At 74.1% G+C, this 19153-nt stretch carries 15 protein-coding genes; 11 read left to right on the forward strand and 4 right to left on the reverse strand.

The annotated features are described in order from the left end of the window. Positions 1-116 precede the first annotated feature (116 nt). The 3 genes from BM242_RS10780 to BM242_RS10790 are packed head-to-tail and all read left to right on the forward strand — an operon-like array spanning position 117 to position 1003. Positions 117-329 carry a DUF4244 domain-containing protein gene (locus BM242_RS10780; RefSeq protein ID WP_093838598.1) on the forward strand — a complete coding sequence of 71 codons (213 nt, stop codon included), beginning with the start codon at positions 117-119 and terminating at the stop codon, positions 327-329. Continuing rightward, the gene (locus tag BM242_RS10785; protein ID WP_093838516.1) at positions 316-660 is read left to right on the forward strand and encodes a TadE family type IV pilus minor pilin; all 345 of its coding nucleotides are present in this window, start codon (positions 316-318) and stop codon (positions 658-660) included. The genes BM242_RS10780 and BM242_RS10785 overlap by 14 nt, the downstream gene beginning before the upstream one ends. Continuing rightward, positions 644-1003 carry an Rv3654c family TadE-like protein gene (locus tag BM242_RS10790; RefSeq protein WP_093838517.1) on the forward strand — a complete coding sequence of 120 codons (360 nt, stop codon included), beginning with the start codon at positions 644-646 and terminating at the stop codon, positions 1001-1003. Before BM242_RS10785 ends, BM242_RS10790 begins: the two co-directional genes overlap by 17 nt. Here the strand turns inward: BM242_RS10790 and BM242_RS10795 are convergent. Then, entirely contained in the window at positions 951-3383 is a 2433-nt protein-coding gene (locus tag BM242_RS10795) for a DEAD/DEAH box helicase (protein WP_093838597.1), read from the reverse strand. The genes BM242_RS10790 and BM242_RS10795 overlap by 53 nt on opposite strands. A gap of 182 nt (positions 3384-3565) precedes the next feature. On the opposite strand from BM242_RS10795, the gene BM242_RS10800 reads away from it, so the two are divergent. The 5 genes from BM242_RS10800 to BM242_RS10820 all read left to right on the forward strand — a co-directional run bounded on the left by BM242_RS10800 (position 3566) and on the right by BM242_RS10820 (position 9787). Beyond that, the gene (locus BM242_RS10800; protein WP_093838518.1) at positions 3566-3907 is read left to right on the forward strand and encodes an STAS domain-containing protein; all 342 of its coding nucleotides are present in this window, start codon (positions 3566-3568) and stop codon (positions 3905-3907) included. Between the two features lie 166 nt (positions 3908-4073). After that, positions 4074-4484 carry an ATP-binding protein gene (locus tag BM242_RS10805; RefSeq protein WP_093838519.1) on the forward strand — a complete coding sequence of 137 codons (411 nt, stop codon included), beginning with the start codon at positions 4074-4076 and terminating at the stop codon, positions 4482-4484. Between the two features lie 327 nt (positions 4485-4811). Further along, the gene (locus tag BM242_RS10810) at positions 4812-7274 is read left to right on the forward strand and encodes a sodium-translocating pyrophosphatase (RefSeq protein ID WP_093838520.1); all 2463 of its coding nucleotides are present in this window, start codon (positions 4812-4814) and stop codon (positions 7272-7274) included. 164 nt (positions 7275-7438) lie between these two features. Beyond that, on the forward strand, positions 7439-8170 hold the full coding sequence (locus tag BM242_RS10815) for a small secreted protein (RefSeq protein WP_175541354.1): 732 nt from the start codon (positions 7439-7441) through the stop codon (positions 8168-8170). A 42-nt stretch (positions 8171-8212) separates the two neighbouring features. Then, positions 8213-9787 carry a DUF7059 domain-containing protein gene (locus tag BM242_RS10820; protein WP_093838521.1) on the forward strand — a complete coding sequence of 525 codons (1575 nt, stop codon included), beginning with the start codon at positions 8213-8215 and terminating at the stop codon, positions 9785-9787. A gap of 108 nt (positions 9788-9895) precedes the next feature. Here BM242_RS10820 and BM242_RS10825 read toward each other — a convergent pair whose 3' ends face one another. The 3 genes from BM242_RS10825 to BM242_RS10835 form a co-directional block, all read right to left on the reverse strand. Next, the gene (locus BM242_RS10825; RefSeq protein ID WP_093838522.1) at positions 9896-10141 is read right to left on the reverse strand and encodes a TM2 domain-containing protein; all 246 of its coding nucleotides are present in this window, start codon (positions 10139-10141) and stop codon (positions 9896-9898) included. A 193-nt stretch (positions 10142-10334) separates the two neighbouring features. After that, the gene (locus BM242_RS10830) at positions 10335-10700 is read right to left on the reverse strand and encodes a DUF2752 domain-containing protein (protein ID WP_425443831.1); all 366 of its coding nucleotides are present in this window, start codon (positions 10698-10700) and stop codon (positions 10335-10337) included. A gap of 224 nt (positions 10701-10924) precedes the next feature. Beyond that, positions 10925-11374 carry a TM2 domain-containing protein gene (locus tag BM242_RS10835; protein ID WP_245833971.1) on the reverse strand — a complete coding sequence of 150 codons (450 nt, stop codon included), beginning with the start codon at positions 11372-11374 and terminating at the stop codon, positions 10925-10927. Positions 11375-11699: 325 nt separating this feature from the next. Here BM242_RS10835 and topA point away from each other — a divergent pair, with 325 nt between their 5' ends. The 3 genes from topA to BM242_RS10850 all read left to right on the forward strand — a co-directional run bounded on the left by topA (position 11700) and on the right by BM242_RS10850 (position 19112). Then, positions 11700-14516 (forward strand): type I DNA topoisomerase, encoded by a 2817-nt coding sequence (topA, locus tag BM242_RS10840; protein ID WP_093838599.1) that lies wholly within the window; start codon positions 11700-11702, stop codon positions 14514-14516. A gap of 227 nt (positions 14517-14743) precedes the next feature. Then, positions 14744-17809: a dTMP kinase gene (gene tmk / locus BM242_RS10845; RefSeq protein WP_093838525.1), complete on the forward strand. Its 3066-nt coding sequence runs from the start codon at positions 14744-14746 to the stop codon at positions 17807-17809. Between the two features lie 94 nt (positions 17810-17903). Further along, positions 17904-19112, forward strand: coding sequence for a DNA polymerase III subunit delta' (locus BM242_RS10850; protein ID WP_093838526.1), 1209 nt, complete (start codon positions 17904-17906; stop codon positions 19110-19112). Positions 19113-19153 lie beyond the last annotated feature (41 nt).

The raw sequence follows: 19153 nt of genomic DNA on the forward strand, positions 1-19153 counted from the left end.
CGGGAGAAGAACCGGAAGAAAAAGAACAGGACGGATGAAGGGACCGAAATGATCAGCACGGTGATCGGCCTGATGGGCGTGTGCAAGGGGAGCAGGAGGACGAAGGAGGCGAGGGGATGGCGATGAGGTGGCGTGGAGTCCGGCGGTGGCGGACGGCGGCGGCCCGCCCGGCGGGGCCCGGCGATGCCGGGATGACCACGGCGGAGTACGCGGTGGGCACCATCGCGGCGGCGGCCTTCGCCGCCGTGCTGCACCAGATCGTCACCTCCGGCGCGGTCGCCGATGCCCTGCGCGGCCTTGTCGAGCGGGCCCTGGATGCGCAGCCGTAGCGCCGCGAGCGGACATGTGACCGCGGAGGTCGCCCTGGCCATGCCGTGTCTGCTGGCGCTGCTGGGCATGGTGCTGTGGGGCCTCGGCGCGGTGGCCGCGCAGTTGCAGTGCGGCGACGCGGCGCGGGCCGGGGCGCGGGCGGCGGCACGCGGGGAACCGGTGGCGGCGGTGCGCGAGGTGGCGCGGTCCGCCGCGCCGCCCGGGGCGGAGATCCGGGTGACGCCGGAGGCCGGCCGGTACCGGGTGCGGGTGACGGCCGCGGTGTCCGGCCCCGGGCCGCTGGCCGTGCGGGTGGCGGGGGAGGCGGTGGCCGGTGCCGAACAGCCGTGACCTTCGCGACCGCGGCAGCGGCACCGTGTGGACGGTGGCCTGCGTGGGGGTGCTGTGCGCGGCCTTCGCCGGGGTGCTGGCGCTGGGGCAGGTGGCAACGGTGCGGCAGCGCGCGGCCACCGCAGCCGACCTGGCCGTGCTGGCCGCGGCCGAGCGGGCGTTCTCCGGCCGGGCGGCCGGCACTCCGGCGGCGGCCTGTTCCCGGGCGGGCGAGGTGGCCGCGGCGCAGGGCGCCCGGCTGGTGCGGTGCGCGGTGCCCGGGGCCGGTCTCGCCGATCTGACCGTGGAGGTCAGGGCGGGTCCGTACCGGGTGGTGGCCCGCTCCCGCGCAGCAGTGCCGTGAGCAGCCGTATCGCGCCCTGCTTGTGCAGCGGCTCGTTGCCGTTGCCGCACTTGGGGGACTGGATGCAGGACGGGCAGCCGTGCTCGCACTCGCAGGCGGCGATGGCGTCCCGGGTGGCGGTGAGCCATTCCCGGGCGGTGTGGAAGCCCCGCTCGGCGAAGCCGGCCCCGCCCGGGTGCCCGTCGTGGACGAAGACGGACGGAAGGAGGGTGTCGGGATGCAGCGCGGTGGAGACGCCGCCGATGTCCCAGCGGTCGCAGGTGGCGAACAGCGGCAGCATGCCGATGGCCGCGTGCTCGGCGGCGTGCAGCGCGCCGGGCAGGATCTCCGGGCCGATGCCGGCCCGGTCGAGCTGGTCCTCGGTGAGGGTCCACCACACCGCCCTGGTGCGCAGGGTGCGCGGCGGCAGGTCCAGCCTGGTCTCGCCCAGCACCTCCCCGGTGACCAGCTTGCGCCGCAGATAGGAGACCACCCGGTGGGTGACCTGCACCGAGCCGAAGCACAGCCGGGCGTCGCCCCAGGGGATCTCCCGCTCGGTGTCCAGCACGCCGATCTCGGTGGTGTCGCGCGGCCAGGTGGTCCAGGGCGGGCTGGACTCCTCGACCAGCGCCACATGGCCCTCCAGGTCGAGATGGCGGACCACATAGCTGCGGCCCTGATGCAGGTGGACCGCGCCCTCGTGCACGGCGGTGTGGGCGGCGGCCCGGTCCACCGTGCCGAGCAGCCGTCCGGTGTCCTCCTCGACCACCTGGACCTGCTCGCCGCCGCTGCCCCGGATGTCCACCAGGTCCGCGGCCCGCTCCTTGCGGGTCCAGTACCAGGCGCTGCCCCGCCGGCGCAGCAGCCCGCGGGCAGCCAGTTTCTCCGCCAGCGCCGCCGCGGACGGCCCGAACAGGGCCAGCCCGGCTTCGGTGAGCGGGACCTCGGCCGCCGCCGCGCACAGGTGCGGCGCCAGGATGTAGGGATTGGCCGGGTCCAGCACGGTGGTTTCCACCGGCCGCCGGAAGAGGGCGTCGGGGTGGTGGACGAGATAGGTGTCCAGCGGGTCGTCGCGGGCCACCAGCACGGCCAGCGCGCCCTGCCGGTGGCGGCCGGCGCGGCCGGCCTGCTGCCACACCGAGGCCCGGGTGCCGGGATAGCCGGCCAGCAGCACGGCGTCCAGCCCGGCGATGTCCACGCCCAGCTCCAGGGCGTTGGTGGCGGCCAGGCCGAGCAGACTGCCGCTGTGCAGGGCACGCTCCAGACCGCGGCGCTCCTCCGGCAGATAACCGCCGCGGTAGGCGGCGACCCGCCGGCCCAGGGCGGCGTCCCGGCGGCCGAGCTGCTCCTGGGCGATCACCGAGACCAGTTCCGCGCCCCGCCGGGAGCGGACGAAGGCGACGGTGCGCACCCCCGCGCCGACCAGTTCGGTGAGGAGTTCGGCCGTCTCCGCGGTGGCGGTGCGCCGCACCGGCGCGCCGCGTTCGCCCCGGGCCTCGGTCAGCGGCGGTTCCCAGAGCGCGAAGACCAGCTCGCCGCGGGGCGAGCAGTCCTCGGTGATCTCGGCGACCGGCACACCGGTCAGGCGCTCGGCGGAGCCGGCCGGCTCGGCGGTGGTGGCGGAGGCCAGCAGAAAGGCGGGTTCGCTGCCGTAGTGGCCGCACACCCGGCGCAGCCGGCGCAGCACCTGGGCGACGTGCGAGCCGAACACGCCGCGGTAGACATGGCATTCGTCCACCACCACATAGCGCAGCGAGCGCAGGAAGGCGGACCAGCGGCGGTGGCCGGGCAGCAGCGAGCGGTGCAGCATGTCCGGGTTGGTCAGCAGCAGATTGGCGTGCAGCCGGGCCCAGGCCCGTTCCTCGGGCGGGGTGTCGCCGTCGTAGCACACCGCCCGGACGGCGGCCGGGCCCAGCGGCCCGGCGAGGGACTTCACCGCGCGGAGCTGATCGTTGGCGAGTGCCTTGGTGGGCGCGAGGTAGAGCGCGGTGGCCGTGGGATTCCGGGTGCCGCGGGCCGCGGCACGCCCGGCGGCGGGGGCCGGTTCCGGGGGGATTTCCGGGGAGAGGAGGGCGTTCAGCACCGGCACCAGATAGCAGAGCGACTTGCCGGACGCGGTGCCGGTGGCCACCACCACCGACTCGCCCGCCAGGGCCCGGGCCACGGCCTCGGCCTGGTGGTGCCACGGGCGGTCGATGCCGGAGGCCGCCAGGGCCGCGGCCAGATCCGGGTGAACCCCGTCCGGCCAGGGGGAATGCCGGGCGGGACGAGCGGGCACATGCTCTGTGTGGGTGACACGCTCCGTCCGTCCGGCGCCCCTGCTCAGATGTGCGAGCAGGGCCCGCGGCGCGGGGCGGGCCGCACCGCCGTCGGCGGTGGCCGGGGCTTCTTCGTGGGACATCACCACGAGTGTGGCACCCGGCTCGGCCGGGTGTGGCTGTCATCGGTCCGACGGACAATGGCGGTAAGTCGTCGTCCCGGGCCGGGGGTAAGTGATTGAATGCCATCGCGGCTGCCGATTCCGCCCCGTGCCGCACGGGGTTTGCCGGGCGACCGTACGTTGGCTGAGGTGCTGGAGGTTCCGTGGATCTGTCCCTGTCGACCCGTTCCGTTGGCGACCGGACGGTCGTCGAGGTAGGCGGCGAGATTGACGTTTACACCGCGCCCAAGCTGCGCGAGCAGCTTGTCGAGCTGGTGAACGAGGGCAACCACCACCTGGTGGTGGACATGGAGCGGGTGGACTTCCTCGACTCCACGGGCCTCGGTGTGCTGGTCGGCGGGCTGAAGCGGGTGCGTGCCCAGGAAGGATCGCTGCGCCTGGTGTGCAACCAGGAGCGCATCCTGAAGATCTTCCGGATCACCGGTCTGACCAAGGTCTTCCCCATCCACGCCACGGTGGACGACGCCGTCTCGGCGACCGACTGAGCCGGCATTCCCGGCCGCCCGCCCCGCGCTGCCGCGCGGGCGGTGCGCCGTGCGCCGGTGAGCACCACATAGGCTGCGACACAAGCATCACCCGGATGCCGTCCCGGCCCGGCCGTACCGCGCCGGCCGCCGGGGCGGCATCCGGACGCCGATCTGGAGGGGAATCATGGCCACCGTCGAACTGCGCTTCAGCGCCTCTCCGGAGCATGTGCGGACCGCTCGGCTGGTGGCCGCGGCGGTGGCCCGCCGCGCCGGGGTGGAGGAGTCGGTCCTGGACGAGCTGCGGCTGGCGGTCGGCGAGGCGTGCAGCCGGGCCGTCGGCCTGCATGCGGCGCACGCCCTGGACACACCGGTGCGGGTGACCCTGAGCGAGGGCGAGAAGGCGTTCTCCATCGAGGTGGGGGACGACGCCCCGCCGCCGGGCGGGCAGCGGGCCGAGGGCCCGGGGGACGGCGAGGCCGATCAGCTCGGGCTGGCCGTGATCCGCGGGCTGGTGGACGATGTGCAGGTCACCTCGGACGCCCGGGGCGGGCTGATCCGGATGAGCTGGCCGGCCAAGCCGCCGTCCCTGGCCTGAGCGGCGCCCGCCCGGGCGGCAGAGGCATGCCGCGCCCGGATGTGCCAAGTGGCGCCGCCGCGCGCCTGTTTACTTCCCTGGTTCCCCGCTGACCAGGGAATTTCTGCGTTGTGGATCTTTTCCGCGATCTTCCGGCCGGCTGAACCACCTGAATAAAGATGGCGTATTCCGTAACTCCATCCGCCCTTCCGGTATTGGCTCTGGTCTTTGCCAGTGAATTGCCCTACGTGGCCCCTGTCTGAATTCGGGTCCTCTCTCTACACTCCGGCCACACCTGTGTGTACTGGATCAGCCCGAGCGTCAAGCCCGAGCGTCAAGGAGGACGAAATGGTGGGGTCACCAACCCCCCTGGGGAATGTCACCGAGGCAGCCGGAGCCGCCGAGCTCACCGACGGCAACCGGGTACTCATCCTGGTTGTCGCGGTGATCGCCGCAGCAGCCCTGGCGCTCGCCGTGGTGCTGGTCAGGCAAGTGCTGGCCGCCGACGAGGGCACCGACAGCATGAAGAAGATCGCGGCCGGCGTCCAGGAGGGCGCAAACGCCTACCTGGCCCGGCAGTTGCGCACGGTCTCCGTCTTCGCGGTGATCGTGGTGTTTCTGCTGCTTCTCCTTCCCGCCGACGACTGGAATCAGCGCATCGGCCGGTCACTCTTCTTCGTGATCGGCGCCGCTTTCTCCGCGGCAACCGGCTACCTGGGAATGTGGCTGGCGGTGCGCAGCAATGTGCGGGTGGCCGCCGCTGCCCGTGAGGCCAACCCGTCCTCCGACGGAACGGAATCCTCCCCGGCCGCCGTCGAGAGCGTCCGGCACAAGGCAATGAAGATCGCCTTCCGCACCGGCGGGGTGGTCGGAATGTGCACGGTCGGCCTCGGCCTGCTCGGCGCCACCTGCGTGGTGCTGGTCTACGCCGCCGACGCCCCCAAGGTGCTGGAGGGCTTCGGCCTGGGCGCCGCCCTGATCGCGATGTTCATGCGGGTCGGCGGCGGCATCTTCACCAAGGCCGCGGACGTCGGCGCCGACCTGGTGGGCAAGGTCGAGAAGGGCATCCCGGAGGACGACCCCCGCAATGCCGCCACCATCGCCGACAACGTCGGCGACAACGTCGGCGACTGCGCCGGCATGGCGGCCGACCTGTTCGAGTCCTACGCCGTCACCCTGGTCGCCGCGCTGATCCTGGGCTCGGTGGCGTTCGGCAACGCCGGCCTGGCGTTCCCGCTGCTGGTCCCCGCCATCGGCGTGCTCACCGCCATGCTCGGCATCTTCGTCGTCCAGCCGCGGGCCGGCGACCGTAGCTCCATGACCGCCATCAACCGCGGCTTCTTCATCTCCGCCGGTGTCTCGCTGGTGCTGGTGGCCATCGCCGCCTTCGCCTACCTGCCCGGCACCTTCGCCGAACTGACCGGCGCCGACGAGGAGATCCTGGGCCACGACGCCGACCCGCGCTGGTTCGCCCTGGCCTCGGTGGCCATCGGCATCCTGCTGGCCGCCGTGATCCAGCAGCTCACCGGCTACTTCACCGAGCCCGGCCGGCGCCCGGTGCGGGACATCGGCCGGACCTCCCGCACCGGCCCGGCCACCGTCGTCCTCTCCGGCTTCTCGGTCGGCCTGGAGTCGGCGGTGTACACCGCGCTGCTGGTGGGCCTCGGCGTGTACGCGGCCTTCGCGCTGGCCGGCGGCACCATCATGCTGGCGCTGTTCGCGGTGGCGCTGGCCGGCACCGGGCTGCTCACCACGGTCGGCGTGATCGTCGCCATGGACACCTTCGGCCCGGTGGCGGACAACGCGCAGGGCATCGCCGAGATGTCCGGCGATGTGGAGGGCGGCGGCGCCCAGGTGCTCACCGACCTGGACGCGGTCGGCAACACCACCAAGGCCGTCACCAAGGGCATCGCCATCACCACCGCGGTGCTGGCCGCCGCCGCGCTGTTCGGCTCCTACCAGGACGCCGTCATCGAGGCGGTGCGGGACGCGCAGCTCACCGCCTCCCAGATCGCCGACGAGACCGGCCTGTCGCTGGACATCTCCTACCCCAGCAACCTGGTCGGCCTGATCATCGGCGCCTCCGTGGTGTTCCTGTTCTCCGGGCTGGCGATCAACGCCGTCTCCCGCTCCGCCGGCTCGGTGGTCTACGAGGTGCGGCGCCAGTTCCGCGAGCACCCCGGGATCATGGACTACTCGGAGAAGCCGGAGTACGGCAAGGTGGTCGACATCTGCACCCGCGACTCCCTGCGCGAGCTGGCCACGCCCGGCCTGCTGGCGGTGATGGCACCGATCGCGGTCGGCTTCGGCCTGGGCATCGGCGCGCTCGGCTCCTACCTGGCCGGCGCGATCGGCACCGGCATCCTGATGGCCGTGCTGCTGGCCAACTCCGGCGGTGCCTGGGACAACGCCAAGAAGCTGGTCGAGGACGGGCACCACGGCGGCAAGGGCAGCGAGGCGCACGCCGCCACCGTGATCGGCGACACCGTGGGCGACCCGTTCAAGGACACCGCCGGCCCGGCCATCAACCCGCTGCTGAAGGTGATGAACCTGGTGGCGCTGCTGATCGCTCCCGCGGTGGTGGCGCTGTCCTACGGCGACGACGCCAGCGCGCCGCTGCGCGGACTGATCGCCGGCCTCGCCCTGGTGGTCATCGTCGGCGCGGTGTACGTCTCCAGGCGGCGCGGTATCGCGGTCGGCGACGACGACGACACCGAGGCCGGTGCTCAGCCGGACGGCGGGGGAGCGGGCCCCGGGGACCCGGCCGCCCGGGCCGTGGCCGGCGCGGCCGGCGCGGCCGGCACGGAGTAGCCGGCGGCCCGGCGGCCCGGCGGCCCGCATCCCGCGCCGGATACCGGCTGATCGGCAATATTCGACAACGAGTGATGACCGCCGGGCGGGCGGTGTGCCGATGGCACGCCGCCCGCCCGGCGGTGCTAGGTTCCGGGGCCGAACCGGCAGAAGGGACCGAAACGGTGAACAAGAAGCTCGTGACGGGGGTGTCCGGCTGGATCTCCGGGTGCACGCTGCTCGTCCTCGCCCTCACCGGATGCGCGGACGACAGCGGGGAGCAGCGCGAGGCATGGGCCCAGACCTTCTGCGACCTGCGGCAGCCGCAGGCGGAGAAGATCGCCGCCGCGCACCAGTCGATCGCCGATGTCAGCGAGCGCGAGGACGCCACGCCGGAGGAGGTCAAGGAGGTCGACGTCACGGCGTACCAGAACCTCTCGGAGGCCTACGCGGCGCTCGCCGACGCGCTGGGCGAGGCCGGCGACCCGCCGGTGGACGACGGCGCCCAGCTGCGGGAGGACGCCCAGGGCGAGCTGAACGCCCTCTCCCAGGCGTACGGCGAGCTCCAGTCCACCGCCGAGGAGCTGGACACCTCGGACCGCGCCAGGTTCGCCGAGGGGCTGCGCGAGCTGGCCGGCAAGGTGGAGGAGCTGACCCGGTCCGGGGACGAGGCGCTGAGCGAGCTCCAGTCCGGTGAGCTGGGCGAGGCGCTGGCCGCCCAGCCGAGCTGCCGGACCCCCACCCCGGGCCCGCCCGACACGGAGGAGACGGAGGGCGCCGGCGAGACCGAGGGCGGCGGCGGGACCGAGGGCACGGCGGAGGCCGGCGAGGAGCAGGCCGAGGAGTCCCCGGAGAAGTCTCCCGAGAAGTCCCCGGAGGCCTCCCCGGAGGAATCCGCCGGCAACACCGACGGCTGACCGGCGCGTGGCCGCCACCCCGGCCCGGGCGAGGATGGACCCGTGACCAACACCGAACTGCCCGTCGCCGGGCCGGACACCGCCCGGCTGCGCGACGCCCTGCTGTCCGCCTCCTTCACCGCCGACGGCGTGCTGGAACTGCTCGGCGCCCCCGCCTACGCGGCGCTGGCCCGCAACGAGACCGTGCCCGCGCTGCGCGCCACCCGGGACGGCTCCCCGACGGCCGTGCTGATCCGCCTCTTCCTGCTCCAGCAGCCGGTTCCGCACGGCCGCGCCGCCGCCGCACTGCCCGCCGCCGTGCTGGACGCCGCGCTGGCCGACGGCTGGCTGCGCCGGGACGGCGACGAGGTGCGTGCCACGGCCGATGTGCGCCCCTTCTCCGGCCCGGACGGCCAGGACTGGTGGATCGTCTCCGACCTGGGCTGCGCGGTGGGCGGCACGGCCGGCAGCCGCGGCCGGGACCCGGATGTGGTGCTGGGCGTGGGCGGCGCCTCCACCACCCTGGCCGGGATCACCGTGGACGGGCCGGCGGCCCGCGCCCTGGACATCGGCACCGGCTCCGGCATCCAGGCACTGCATCTCTCCCGGCGCGCCGCCCGCGTCACCGCCACCGACGTCAATCCCCGGGCGCTGCGCGCCGCCCGGCTGACCCTGGCGCTCTCCGGGGCGCCCGGGGCCGAGCTGCGCCAGGGCTCGCTCTACGAGCCGCTGCGCCGGGCCGGGCAGGGCGCGGAGCCCGAGCGGTTCGACCTGATCGTCTCCAATCCCCCGTTCGTCATCTCCCCGCCCGCCCCGCCCGCCGCGCCTGCTGCCACCGGCGGCGCCGGCCGGCTGACCTACCGGGACGGCGGCATGGCCGGCGACGAGCTGTGCCGGGCCCTGGTGCGCGGCAGCGCCGCCCACCTCACCGAGGGCGGCTGGTGCCAGTTGCTGGCCAACTGGGAGCACACCGACGGCCAGGACTGGCGCGAGCGGGTGGCCGGCTGGGTGCCGGCCGGCTGCGAGGCCTGGATCGTGCAGCGCGAGCAGCAGGACGTCACCGAGTACATCGAGCTGTGGCTGCGGGACGCCGGGCTGCGCCCGGAGAGCGAGGAGTACGCGGTGCGCTACGACGCCTGGCTGGAGGATTTCGCGGGGCGCCGCACCCGCGGCGTCGGCTTCGGCTGGATCACCGTGCGCCGCACGGGCGCCTCCGGCGCCGGCGCGGTGGTCGCCGAGGAGTGGCCGCACGCGGTCCGGCAGCCCCTCGGCCGCACCGTGCGCGAGCACTTCGCCCGCCGGGAGTTCCTGCGCGGCCACGACGACGCCGCGCTGCTCCAGACCCGCTTCCTGCTGGCCGACGGGGTGGTGCAGGAGCAGATCGGCGAGCCGGGCGCCGAACACCCGGAGCATCTGGTGCTGCGTCAGCGGCACGGCATGATGCGGGCCATGACGGTGGACACGGTGGCCGCCGGACTGGCCGGAAGCTGCGACGGCACCATGACCGCCGGGACCATCGTGGACGCCATCGCCCGGCTGCTCGATCAGGACCCGGTGGTGCTGCGGGCCGCCGCGCCCGATGTGCTGCGCTCCCTGGTGCAGCAGGGCTTTCTGCTGCCGGCCGGCGGTGAGCGCTGACCGCCCGCCCGCGCGGGAAACGCGGGCGGGCCGTGCGGGGCATCCCCCGCACGGCCCGTACCTGCGTCATGGCCGCGGCCGTGCCGCGGCATCAGCGCCCCCGTGGTGTCACGGCTTCAGGACGCGGCCCTGGGCATCCGTCCGGTCGTTGCTGGTCAGGAAGAGGATGCCGTCGATCAGCGCCCAGACGCCGAGGCCGCCGCAGGTCAGGAGCTGCGCGATGGCGATGCCGGTGTGACCCGTGTACCAGCGGCCGGCGCCCAGCCCGCCGACCAGGATCTGCAGCAGGCCGGCGACCATCTTCGACTTCTCGGAGTACGGCTGGCCGTTGGGGGCGGTCTCGTAGTTGGCCATGTTGTGTGGACCTCGTATCTGGTGTTCCGTTGAGCGGTATGACGGTGTGAATCTGCCGCCCATGGCGGGAACTTCTGCGCCATGAGCAACGTTTGTGACCGCTACCGCCCGCGCCTGGTTGCAGCGCTCAGCAGATCTTGACGCAACCGTGATCTCATCGGGTTTTCGTCATGATCACTCCATCTGCCGTACCTCAGCCCGTGAGATTCCGGACAACCGTCCAGAGCACCGCCACGGTCAGGATGACGGCCGTCCCGGCGGTGCCGACCTGCGGTCGCCGGCGCCGCCCGCGCAGCCCGTCGTACAGCCAGCGCCCGCCCAGATACGCGCCCAGCGGCATGCCCAGGAGCAGCAGCGCGGCATTGTCGTGGAAGGCCGCTGCGAAGTCGCCGTGCATCAGGTCGTAGGCCATCCGGGTGCCGCCGCAGGCCGGGCAGAGCAGGCCGGTGGCCCAGTGGAACGGGCAGCGCGGCAGAAACTGCCCGGCCTGGTGCGGATCGGTGTGCCAGAGGTAGACGCTGCCTGCCACCCCGGCGCCCAGCACGGCCAGCGGCGGCACGGCGGGATGGGACAGCGGGCCGGGCAGGGCCGGCCGGGGCCGCCGCCGGCGCCCGCCGGGCGCCGGGACCGCCTCCGCCGCCCCGGCGTCCGCGCGCCCGGTATCCGTGTGCCCGGTATCCGTGTGCCCGGTATCCGTGTGCCCGGTATCCGTGCGCGCCGCATCCGGCTGCCCGGCCTCCGCGGGCGTTGCCGTCCGGTTCATGGCACCCACCCCCAACGGGTTCAGCTCGACCGCAGGACCCGGCCGTCGGAGTCCGTGACACCTTCCTTGACCAGCAGGTAGATGCCGTCGATCAGGGCCCAGATGCCCAGGCCGCCGCAGGTCAGAAGCTGGCCCACGGCCAGACCGTAGTGACCGGTGTAGAAGCGGCCCGCGCCCAGCCCGCCGACCAGGAGCTGAAGCAGCCCGGCCACCAGCTTGGTCTTGGAGGAGAACGGCCGGCCGTAGGCGTCGTAGCCGTACGGCGCGTTCGGGTCGTAGCCGTAGGCGGCCTGGCCCGGCTGCGCGTAGCCGGCTCCGCCGGGCGGGGGGTAGCCGTAGCCGGGCTGCCCGCCCTGTCCCTGCGGCGGCTGCTGCTGGTAGGGGTTGTTCCCGACGGGCGGCGGGTAGCCGTAGCCGGGCTGGCCGCCCGGCTGCTCGGACGGCTGTCCGTAAGGGTTCGGGTTGGACACGTCTCCCCCTGGGGGTCGATTCTTCCGTAAGTCTTCCGAAGCGTCGGAAGCCGGTCGGACGCGCGATGTCCGGGCTGTCCGGCACCGCGGCCGGTCCGCCCCGCACGGAACCGGAGGGACCGGCCAGGCACATCCTGCCAGGGGCGATCGGGCGGCGGGAATGCCGGTCGTTCGGTTACCGTCGGAAGGCGTTGTGGGGTATTCCCGTTTGACACGCATGCGGGAGGTACCGTCACACTCCGCAGACAGCCGTATGTTCCCGGGCCGCCGCCCGGGTGAGCCCGGAAGGGCCGACACCGACCGGAGAGAGAAGAGCGAGAAGACGTTGTCCCCGACCAGCGACACCGCGAAGGGCGGACGCCGACTTGTGATCGTCGAGTCGCCTGCCAAGGCCAAGACGATCAAGGGCTACCTCGGCCCGGGCTATGTGGTCGAGGCCAGCGTCGGGCACATCCGCGACCTGCCGAGCAGCGCCGCCGAGGTGCCTGCCAAGTACAAGGGCGAGCCGTGGGCCCGGCTCGGGGTCAATGTGGACGCGGGCTTCGCGCCCCTCTATGTCGTCAACAGCGACAAGAAGGACCAGGTCAAGAAGCTCAAGGAGCTTCTCGCCGAATCCGACGAGCTCTATCTCGCCACCGACGAGGACCGGGAGGGCGAGGCCATCGCCTGGCATCTCCAGGAGGTGCTCAAGCCCAAGGTGCCGGTCCGCCGGATGGTCTTCCACGAGATCACCCGGGACGCCATCCAGGCCGCGGTGGCCAATCCGCGGGAGCTGAACCAGCGGCTGGTGGACGCCCAGGAGACCCGGCGCATCCTGGACCGCCTCTACGGCTTCGAGGTCTCCCCGGTGCTGTGGAAGAAGGTCATGCCCCGGCTGTCGGCCGGCCGGGTGCAGTCCGTGGCCACCCGGCTGGTGGTGGAGCGGGAGCGGGAACGGATCGCCTTCCGCAGCGCCGAGTACTGGGACCTCACCGGCACCTTCGCCCGGGACCCGGAACCGGCGGGCGACTCGGGGACCTTCACCGCCCGGCTGGTCACGGTGGACGGCCGGCGCGTCGCCCAGGGCCGCGACTTCGGCCCGGACGGCCGCCTCAAGAGCGGCAGCACCGGTGTGCTGCACCTGGACGAGCAGGCCGCCCGCGCCCTGGCCGCCGCCCTGGAGCGGACCGCGTTCTCCGTCCGCTCGGTGGACTCCAAGCCCTACCGCCGCTCCCCCTCGGCACCGTTCCGCACCACCACCCTGCAGCAGGAGGCGTCCCGCAAGCTCGGCATGGGCGCCAAGAGCACCATGCAGGTGGCCCAGCGGCTGTACGAGAACGGCTTCATCACCTATATGCGGACCGACTCCACCACCCTGTCCGAGACGGCGGTGGCCGCGGCCCGCGCCCAGGTGACCCAGCTCTACGGCACCGACTATCTGCCGGAGCGGCCCCGCGCCTACGCCGGCAAGGTGAAGAACGCCCAGGAGGCGCACGAGGCGATCCGCCCCTCCGGCGACCGCTTCCGCACCCCGGCCGAGACCGGGCTGCGCGGCGAGGAGTTCCGTCTCTACGAGCTGATCTGGAAGCGCACCGTGGCCTCCCAGATGAAGGACGCCACCGGCCAGTCGGTGACCGTCCGGGTGGGCGGGGCCGCCGCCGACGGCCGGGACTGCGAGTTCACCGCCTCCGGCACCATCATCACCTTCCACGGCTTCATGAAGGCGTATGTGGAGGGCTCCGACGACCCGGCCGCCGAGCTGGACGACCGCGAGCGGCGGCTGCCGGCCGTGGCCGAGGGCGACCCGCTGGCCGCCCGCGCCATGGCGGTGGACGGGCACGCCACCAAGCCGCCCGCCCGCTACACCGAGGCCACCCTGGTCAAGGAGCTGGAGGAGCGGGAGATCGGCCGTCCCTCCACCTACGCCTCGATCATCGGCACCATCCTGGACCGCGGCTATGTCTTCAAGAAGGGCACCGCGCTGGTCCCGTCCTGGCTGTCGTTCGCCGTGGTCAACCTGCTCAAGCAGCACTTCGGGCAGCTGGTGGACTACGACTTCACCGCCAAGATGGAGGACGACCTGGACCGCATCGCGGCCGGCGACACCGAGGCCGTGCCCTGGCTGCGCCGCTTCTACTTCGGCGAGGAGGCGAACGGCGGCGACCATCTGGCCGGGCTGAAGGACCTGGTCACCGACCTGGGCGCGATCGACGCCCGGGAGGTTTCGTCGTTCCCGGTCGGCGACGGGGTGGTGCTGCGGGTCGGCCGCTACGGGCCGTATCTGGAGGCGCCGCCGGAGCCCGGCGCGGCGCCGGACGCCCCGGCCCGGCGCGCCGATGTGCCCGACGACCTGCCGCCGGACGAGCTCACCATGGAGCGGGCCCAGGAGCTGCTGGCCAGACCCACCGGCGAGCGGGAACTGGGCACCGACCCGGCCACCGGCCATCCGATCGTCGCCAAGGACGGCCGCTATGGGCCGTATGTCACCGAGGTGCTGCCCGAGGACGTGCCGAAGACCGGCAAGAACGCGGTGAAGCCGCGCACCGCCTCGCTGTTCAAGTCCATGACGCCGGACACCGTCACCCTGGAGCAGGCGCTGCGGCTGCTGTCCCTGCCCCGGGTGGTCGGCACCGACCCGGAGAGCGGCCAGGAGATCACCGCGCAGAACGGCCGCTACGGGCCGTATCTGAAGAAGGGGACCGACTCGCGCTCGCTCACCGACGAGGAGCAGATCTTCACGGTGACCCTTCAGGAGGCGCTGGCCATCTACGCCCAGCCCAAGCAGCGGGGGCGGGCGGCGGCCCGGCCGCCGCTGAAGGAACTGGGCGAGGATCCGGCCACCGGCCGGCCGGTGGTGGTCAAGGACGGCCGCTTCGGCCCGTATGTGACGGACGGCGAGACCAACGCCACGCTGCGGCGGGACGACGATCCGCAGACCATCACCCCGGAACGCGGTTTCGAACTGCTCGCCGAGAAGCGGGCCAAGGGGCCGGCGAAGAAGACCGCGAAGAAGACGGCCGCCAAGAAGACCGCGGCCAAGAAGACGGCCGCGAAGAAGACCGCGGCGAAGAAGACGGCCGCGAAGAAGAGCACGGCCAAGAAGACCACGGCGAAGAAGACGGCCGCCGAGCCGACGGCGGCGGCCAAGGACCTCTCCGGCTGACGCTGACGGGCCCGGGCACGCGCCCCGGTTGGCGGCGCCCGGCCCCCGCGCGCACGCCCCGCGATGGGCGTGCGCGCCCCGGTGCACATGCGGTGTGCGCGCCGTGAGCGACGTCCCGGCGACGGCGGTGGCACATCGCCGAAGCGACAAAACACTGGACCCGCAATCTCGCGCGCATGTTCGGGCAAAGTGGCGGACCCCGGGGTGCGGACCGATACGCTGGCCGAATGACGCGAGCAGAGCAACCTCAGGTTGTCGACCCCACCGCTGGCGCCACCGACGAGACGCTCGCGGCGGACTCCCGGCGGCGGGCGGTACGCGCCCTGCTGCGCGTACCCGATCTGCGCCGGCTGTGGGAAGCACAGTTCTCCGGCGGCGTGGCCGACGTCGTGGCCACGCTCGCCCTGCTGCTGCTGGCCGTCCAGGCCGCCGCGGCCGGCGGCGGAGTCTTCGGGGACGACGACCGCGCGTTCTTCCTTGCCCTCACCGTGGCCCTCGCCACCCGCCTGCTGGCCGGCCTGCTGTTCGGCGCCGTCCTGCTCGGGCCGCTCGCCCGGCTGGTCGCCGGCGAAGGCCCGCTGGACCGCCGCTGGACCATGGTCGGCGCCGACGCGGTCCGGGTGGTGGCGCTGATCGTCGCCCCGCTGTGGATCGACTGGACCCCGGGCGCCGCCTACGTCTGGATCCTGGTGACCCTCTTCGTCACCGGAGCGGCCGAGCGCCTGTGGGTGATCACCCGGGACAGCGCCGCCCCCGCGCTGCTGCCACCGCCGCCCCCCGAGGGCGCCGCGGTCCGCCCGCTGCCCGATCACCCCGAGGCGCTGCGCGGCCTGTGGCTGCGCACCGCGTTCCTCGCCGTGCCGCTGGGCGCCGCCACCCTGGTACTGGCCGGCCTGGTGAGCAATCTGCTGGCCACCGGCCTGGAGTGGTTCGACACCCACCAGGCCGCGCTGGCCTCCTATGTGGCGGCCGGCTTCTTCGCCGCCTCCGTCTCCGGCCTGGTCTTCCTCAAGCTGCCGGGCACCGAGACCCCGCGCCCGCGCTCCCCGCTGGAGGGGCTGCGCCGGCCGTCCGCCGGAACGGCACCGGAGAAAGGCCGCACCGGCGCGGTGCCGCTGCTGGTCACCGGCTGCGCCGCGCTGGCCGCCGGCATCGCCGCCGGGGTCGCCCTGGCCGTGCCGCACACCCTCTCGCTGGGCGGCGGCCCGGTCTACTACGGACTGCTGGTGCTGGCCCTGACCGGCGGTGCCGCGCTGGGCATCCGGCTGGCGCACGGCGCGCTGCCCGGGCTGACCAGGCGCCGGCTGCTGGCCGTGACGGTCGCCGTCACCGGGCTCGGCCTGTTCGCCGTCGGCATCGTCGCCGACCCGGCCACCGTGCTGTTCTGCGCGCTCGCCACCGGCCTCGCCGCCGGCGTCGCCGCCCGCACCGGGCACACCCTGCTGGACCAGGAGACCGAGGAATTCCGCCGGGCCCGGCTGACCCAGCATCTGCATGCCGTGCTGCGGGTCGCCATCGCGCTGGCCGCGCTGGCCGGGCCGCTGCTCGCCGCCCTGATCGGGCACCACCGGGTGGTGCGCGGGGACTTCGTGATCGACCAGGGCGGCGCCGGCTTCGCCCTGATGATCATCGGCGTACTGCTGCTGCCGGTCGCCGCGCTGCTGCTGCGCGCCACCGACGACCGGCGCGGCGTGCCGCTGCGCCAGGACCTGCGGCGCTCCTTCGCCGACCCCGAGCCGGCACTCGCCCCGTCCGACAGCGGGTTCTTCGTGGTGGTCGAGGGCGGGGACGGGGCCGGCAAGACCACCCAGGTGGAGGCACTGGCCGAATGGATAAGGGCCAAGGGCCACGAGGTCGTCGTCACCCGGGAGCCCGGCGCCACCCCGCTGGGCCAGCGGCTGCGCTCCATCCTGCTGGACGTCTCCTCCGGCGGCCTGTCCCACCACGCCGAGGCCCTGCTGTACGCCGCCGACCGCGCCGAGCACGTGAACTCGGTGGTCCGGCCCGCGCTGGCCCGCGGCGCCGTGGTGATCAGCGACCGCTACATCGACTCGTCCGTCGCCTACCAGGGCGCCGGCCGCGAGCTGTCCGCCACCGAGGTGGCCCGGATCTCCCGCTGGGCCACCGGCGGCCTGGTCCCGCACCTGACCGTGCTGCTGGACATCTCGCCGGAGACCGCCCGGGAACGCTTCACCGAGGCCCCCGACCGTCTGGAGTCCGAGCCCGGCGAGTTCCACCAGCGCGTCCGGGCCGGCTTCCTGGCCCTGGCCGCCGCCGATCCGTCCCGGTATCTGGTGATCGACGCGGGACAGGATCCGGAGTCCGTCACCACGGCCGCCCGGCACCGGCTCGACCAGATGCTGCCGCTCTCCGACGCCGAGCGCGAAGCCCTGGCGGAAGCCCGCAGGAAGGCCGAGGAGGAGGCCCGGCGGCGTGCCGAGGAGGAGCGCAAGCGCAAGGAGGAAGAGGAGCGCCGGGAGCGCGAGCGGCAGGCCGAGCTCGCCCGGCTGCGCGCCGAGGAGGAGGCCCGCAGGAAGGCCGAGGAGGAGGAACGGCGCCGCCGGGAGGCCGAGGAACGCCGCGCCGAGGCCGCCAGGCAGGCCGAGGAGGCCCGCCGCCGCGCCGAGGAGATGCAGCGCCGGGCCGAGGAGGAGCGGCGTCGGCGGGAGGCCGAGGAACGGGCCCGCCAGGAGGAGGAGGCGCGGCTGCGGCGGCAGGCCGAGGAGGAGGCCAGGCTGCGCCGGGAGGCCGAGGAGCGGCGCCGGGAGAAGCAGCGCAAGGCCGAGGAGGCCCTGCTGCGGGCCGAGCAGGCCCGGCGCGCCGGCGAGGCGTCCGGGTCGTCCGGGTCGTCCGGGTCGTCCGGGTCGTCCGGGGCGGCGAACGCGGCCGGCGCGGCGCCGGACGCTTCGGCGCCTCGGGAGGCGGAGACCGCCCCGCTGCCCAGGGCCACGCGGCCCGGCCAGCAGCCGCCGTCCGCCTCCCCGGACGACGAGACCACCGTCCTGCCCCGCATGAAGAAGGACGGCTCCGGCCCCGAGGACGAGACGGCCGTCCTGCCCGCGGCCCGCCCGGTGGACGAGACGGCGCGCCTGCCGCGCGCCGAGCGCCCGCCGTGGGCCGAGGAGACCCCGCTGGACGATCTGCCCACTCTCGCCGACGAACTGCTCGGCCCGCGCGAGTACGACGAGCGTGACCCGGGCGGCGCGGACGACGACCCGGGCGCCCCGGGAGACTCCGGCGACACCGACGGCCGCGGCGGCAGCCGGGGCCGCCGGGGCGGACGCCGCCGCTGACTGTCGGTGCCGTCCCGCACAATGGATCACCAGCCGGGCACGGACGGCGGCACACCACGGGACGGTCACGGCAGGAAGGGCACGGCACACGGCAATGCCAGTCTGGGACGATCTGGTCGGACAGGACCGGGCGGCGGCACAGCTCGCCGCCGCCGCCCGGCACGCCGACGCCTATGTCACCGCGCACGAGCGCGGCGAGCAGCCCCCGCTCGCCGGCTCCGCCATGACGCACGCCTGGCTGTTCACCGGCCCGCCGGGCGCGGGCCGCACCGCCGCCGCGCGGGCCTTCGCCGCCGCCCTGCAGTGCGTCAGCCCGGACCGGGCGCTGGGCGGGCAGCCCGGCTGCGGCTTCTGCGAGGGCTGCCACACCACCCTGGTCGGCACCCACGCGGACGTCGAGATCATCCGCACCGATCTGCTCTCCATCGGCGTCAAGGACACCCGTGAGCTGGTCCGCCGGGCCCAGCTCTCCCCGGCCGGCGGGCGCTGGCAGGTGATCGTCCTGGAGGACGCCGACCGGCTCACCGAGGGCGCCGGCAACGTCCTGCTGAAAGCCGTGGAGGAGCCCGCGCCCCGCACCGTCTGGCTGCTCTGCGCCCCCTCCACGGAGGATGTGCTGCCCACCATCCGCTCCCGCTGCCGCCTGCTGGCCCTGCGCACCCCGCCCGTGGCGGCCGTGGCGGATGCCCTGGTCCGCCGCGACGGCATCGAGCCGGAGACCGCCGCCGAGGTGGCCCGCGCCACCCAGGGCCATCTGGACCGCGCCCGCCGGCTCGCCACCGACGAGCGGGCCCGGGCCCGCCGCACCGCCGTCCTGCGCGTCCCCGAACGCGTCGCCGACATCGGCGGCTGCCTGCGCGCCGCCCAGGAACTCGTCGACGCCGCCGCCGAGGAAGCCGCCCAGCTCTCCGAGGAGCTCAACGCCCGCGAGACCGAAGACCTCCGCACGGCCCTCGGCGGCACCGAAGGCAAACGCATGCCGCGCGGCACCGCGGGCCTGATGAAGGACCTCGAAGAACGCCAGAAGCGCCGCGCCACCCGCGCCCAGCGGGACGCCCTGGACCTGGCCCTCACCGACCTCGCCGCGTTCTACCGCGACGTCCTCGCCCGCCAGTTCGGCACCGCCCCGGCCCTGGCCTCCGGCGACAGCGCCGCGGCGGTGGAGCGCCTGGCCACCGCCTCCCGCCCCGAACAGACCCTGCGCCGCCTCGAAGCGATCCTCGAATGCCGCCAGGCCCTGGACCGCAACGTCGCCCCGCTCCTCGCCCTGGAAGCCATGACCCTCACCCTCCGCGCCGCCTGACCCCGCCCCCACCTCCGCCCCCGCCCCCGCCCCTCCCTCCT

The sequence above is a fragment of the Streptomyces aidingensis genome, assembly GCF_900112355.1.
Taxonomy (GTDB): domain Bacteria; phylum Actinomycetota; class Actinomycetes; order Streptomycetales; family Streptomycetaceae; genus Streptomyces; species Streptomyces aidingensis.

Excerpts from the sequence above, each read along its gene's own strand:
- BM242_RS10780 (WP_093838598.1), top strand. The coding sequence starts at position 117 with ATGGCGATGAGGTGGCGTGGAGTCCGGCGGTGGCGGACGGCGGCGGCC.
- BM242_RS10785 (WP_093838516.1), top strand. The coding sequence starts at position 316 with ATGCGCAGCCGTAGCGCCGCGAGCGGACATGTGACCGCGGAGGTCGCC.
- BM242_RS10795 (WP_093838597.1), bottom strand. The coding sequence starts at position 3,383 with ATGTCCCACGAAGAAGCCCCGGCCACCGCCGACGGCGGTGCGGCCCGC.
- BM242_RS10805 (WP_093838519.1), top strand. The coding sequence starts at position 4,074 with ATGGCCACCGTCGAACTGCGCTTCAGCGCCTCTCCGGAGCATGTGCGG.
- BM242_RS10810 (WP_093838520.1), top strand. The coding sequence starts at position 4,812 with ATGGTGGGGTCACCAACCCCCCTGGGGAATGTCACCGAGGCAGCCGGA.
- BM242_RS10825 (WP_093838522.1), bottom strand. The coding sequence starts at position 10,141 with ATGGCCAACTACGAGACCGCCCCCAACGGCCAGCCGTACTCCGAGAAG.
- tmk (WP_093838525.1), top strand. The coding sequence starts at position 14,744 with ATGACGCGAGCAGAGCAACCTCAGGTTGTCGACCCCACCGCTGGCGCC.
- BM242_RS10850 (WP_093838526.1), top strand. The coding sequence starts at position 17,904 with ATGCCAGTCTGGGACGATCTGGTCGGACAGGACCGGGCGGCGGCACAG.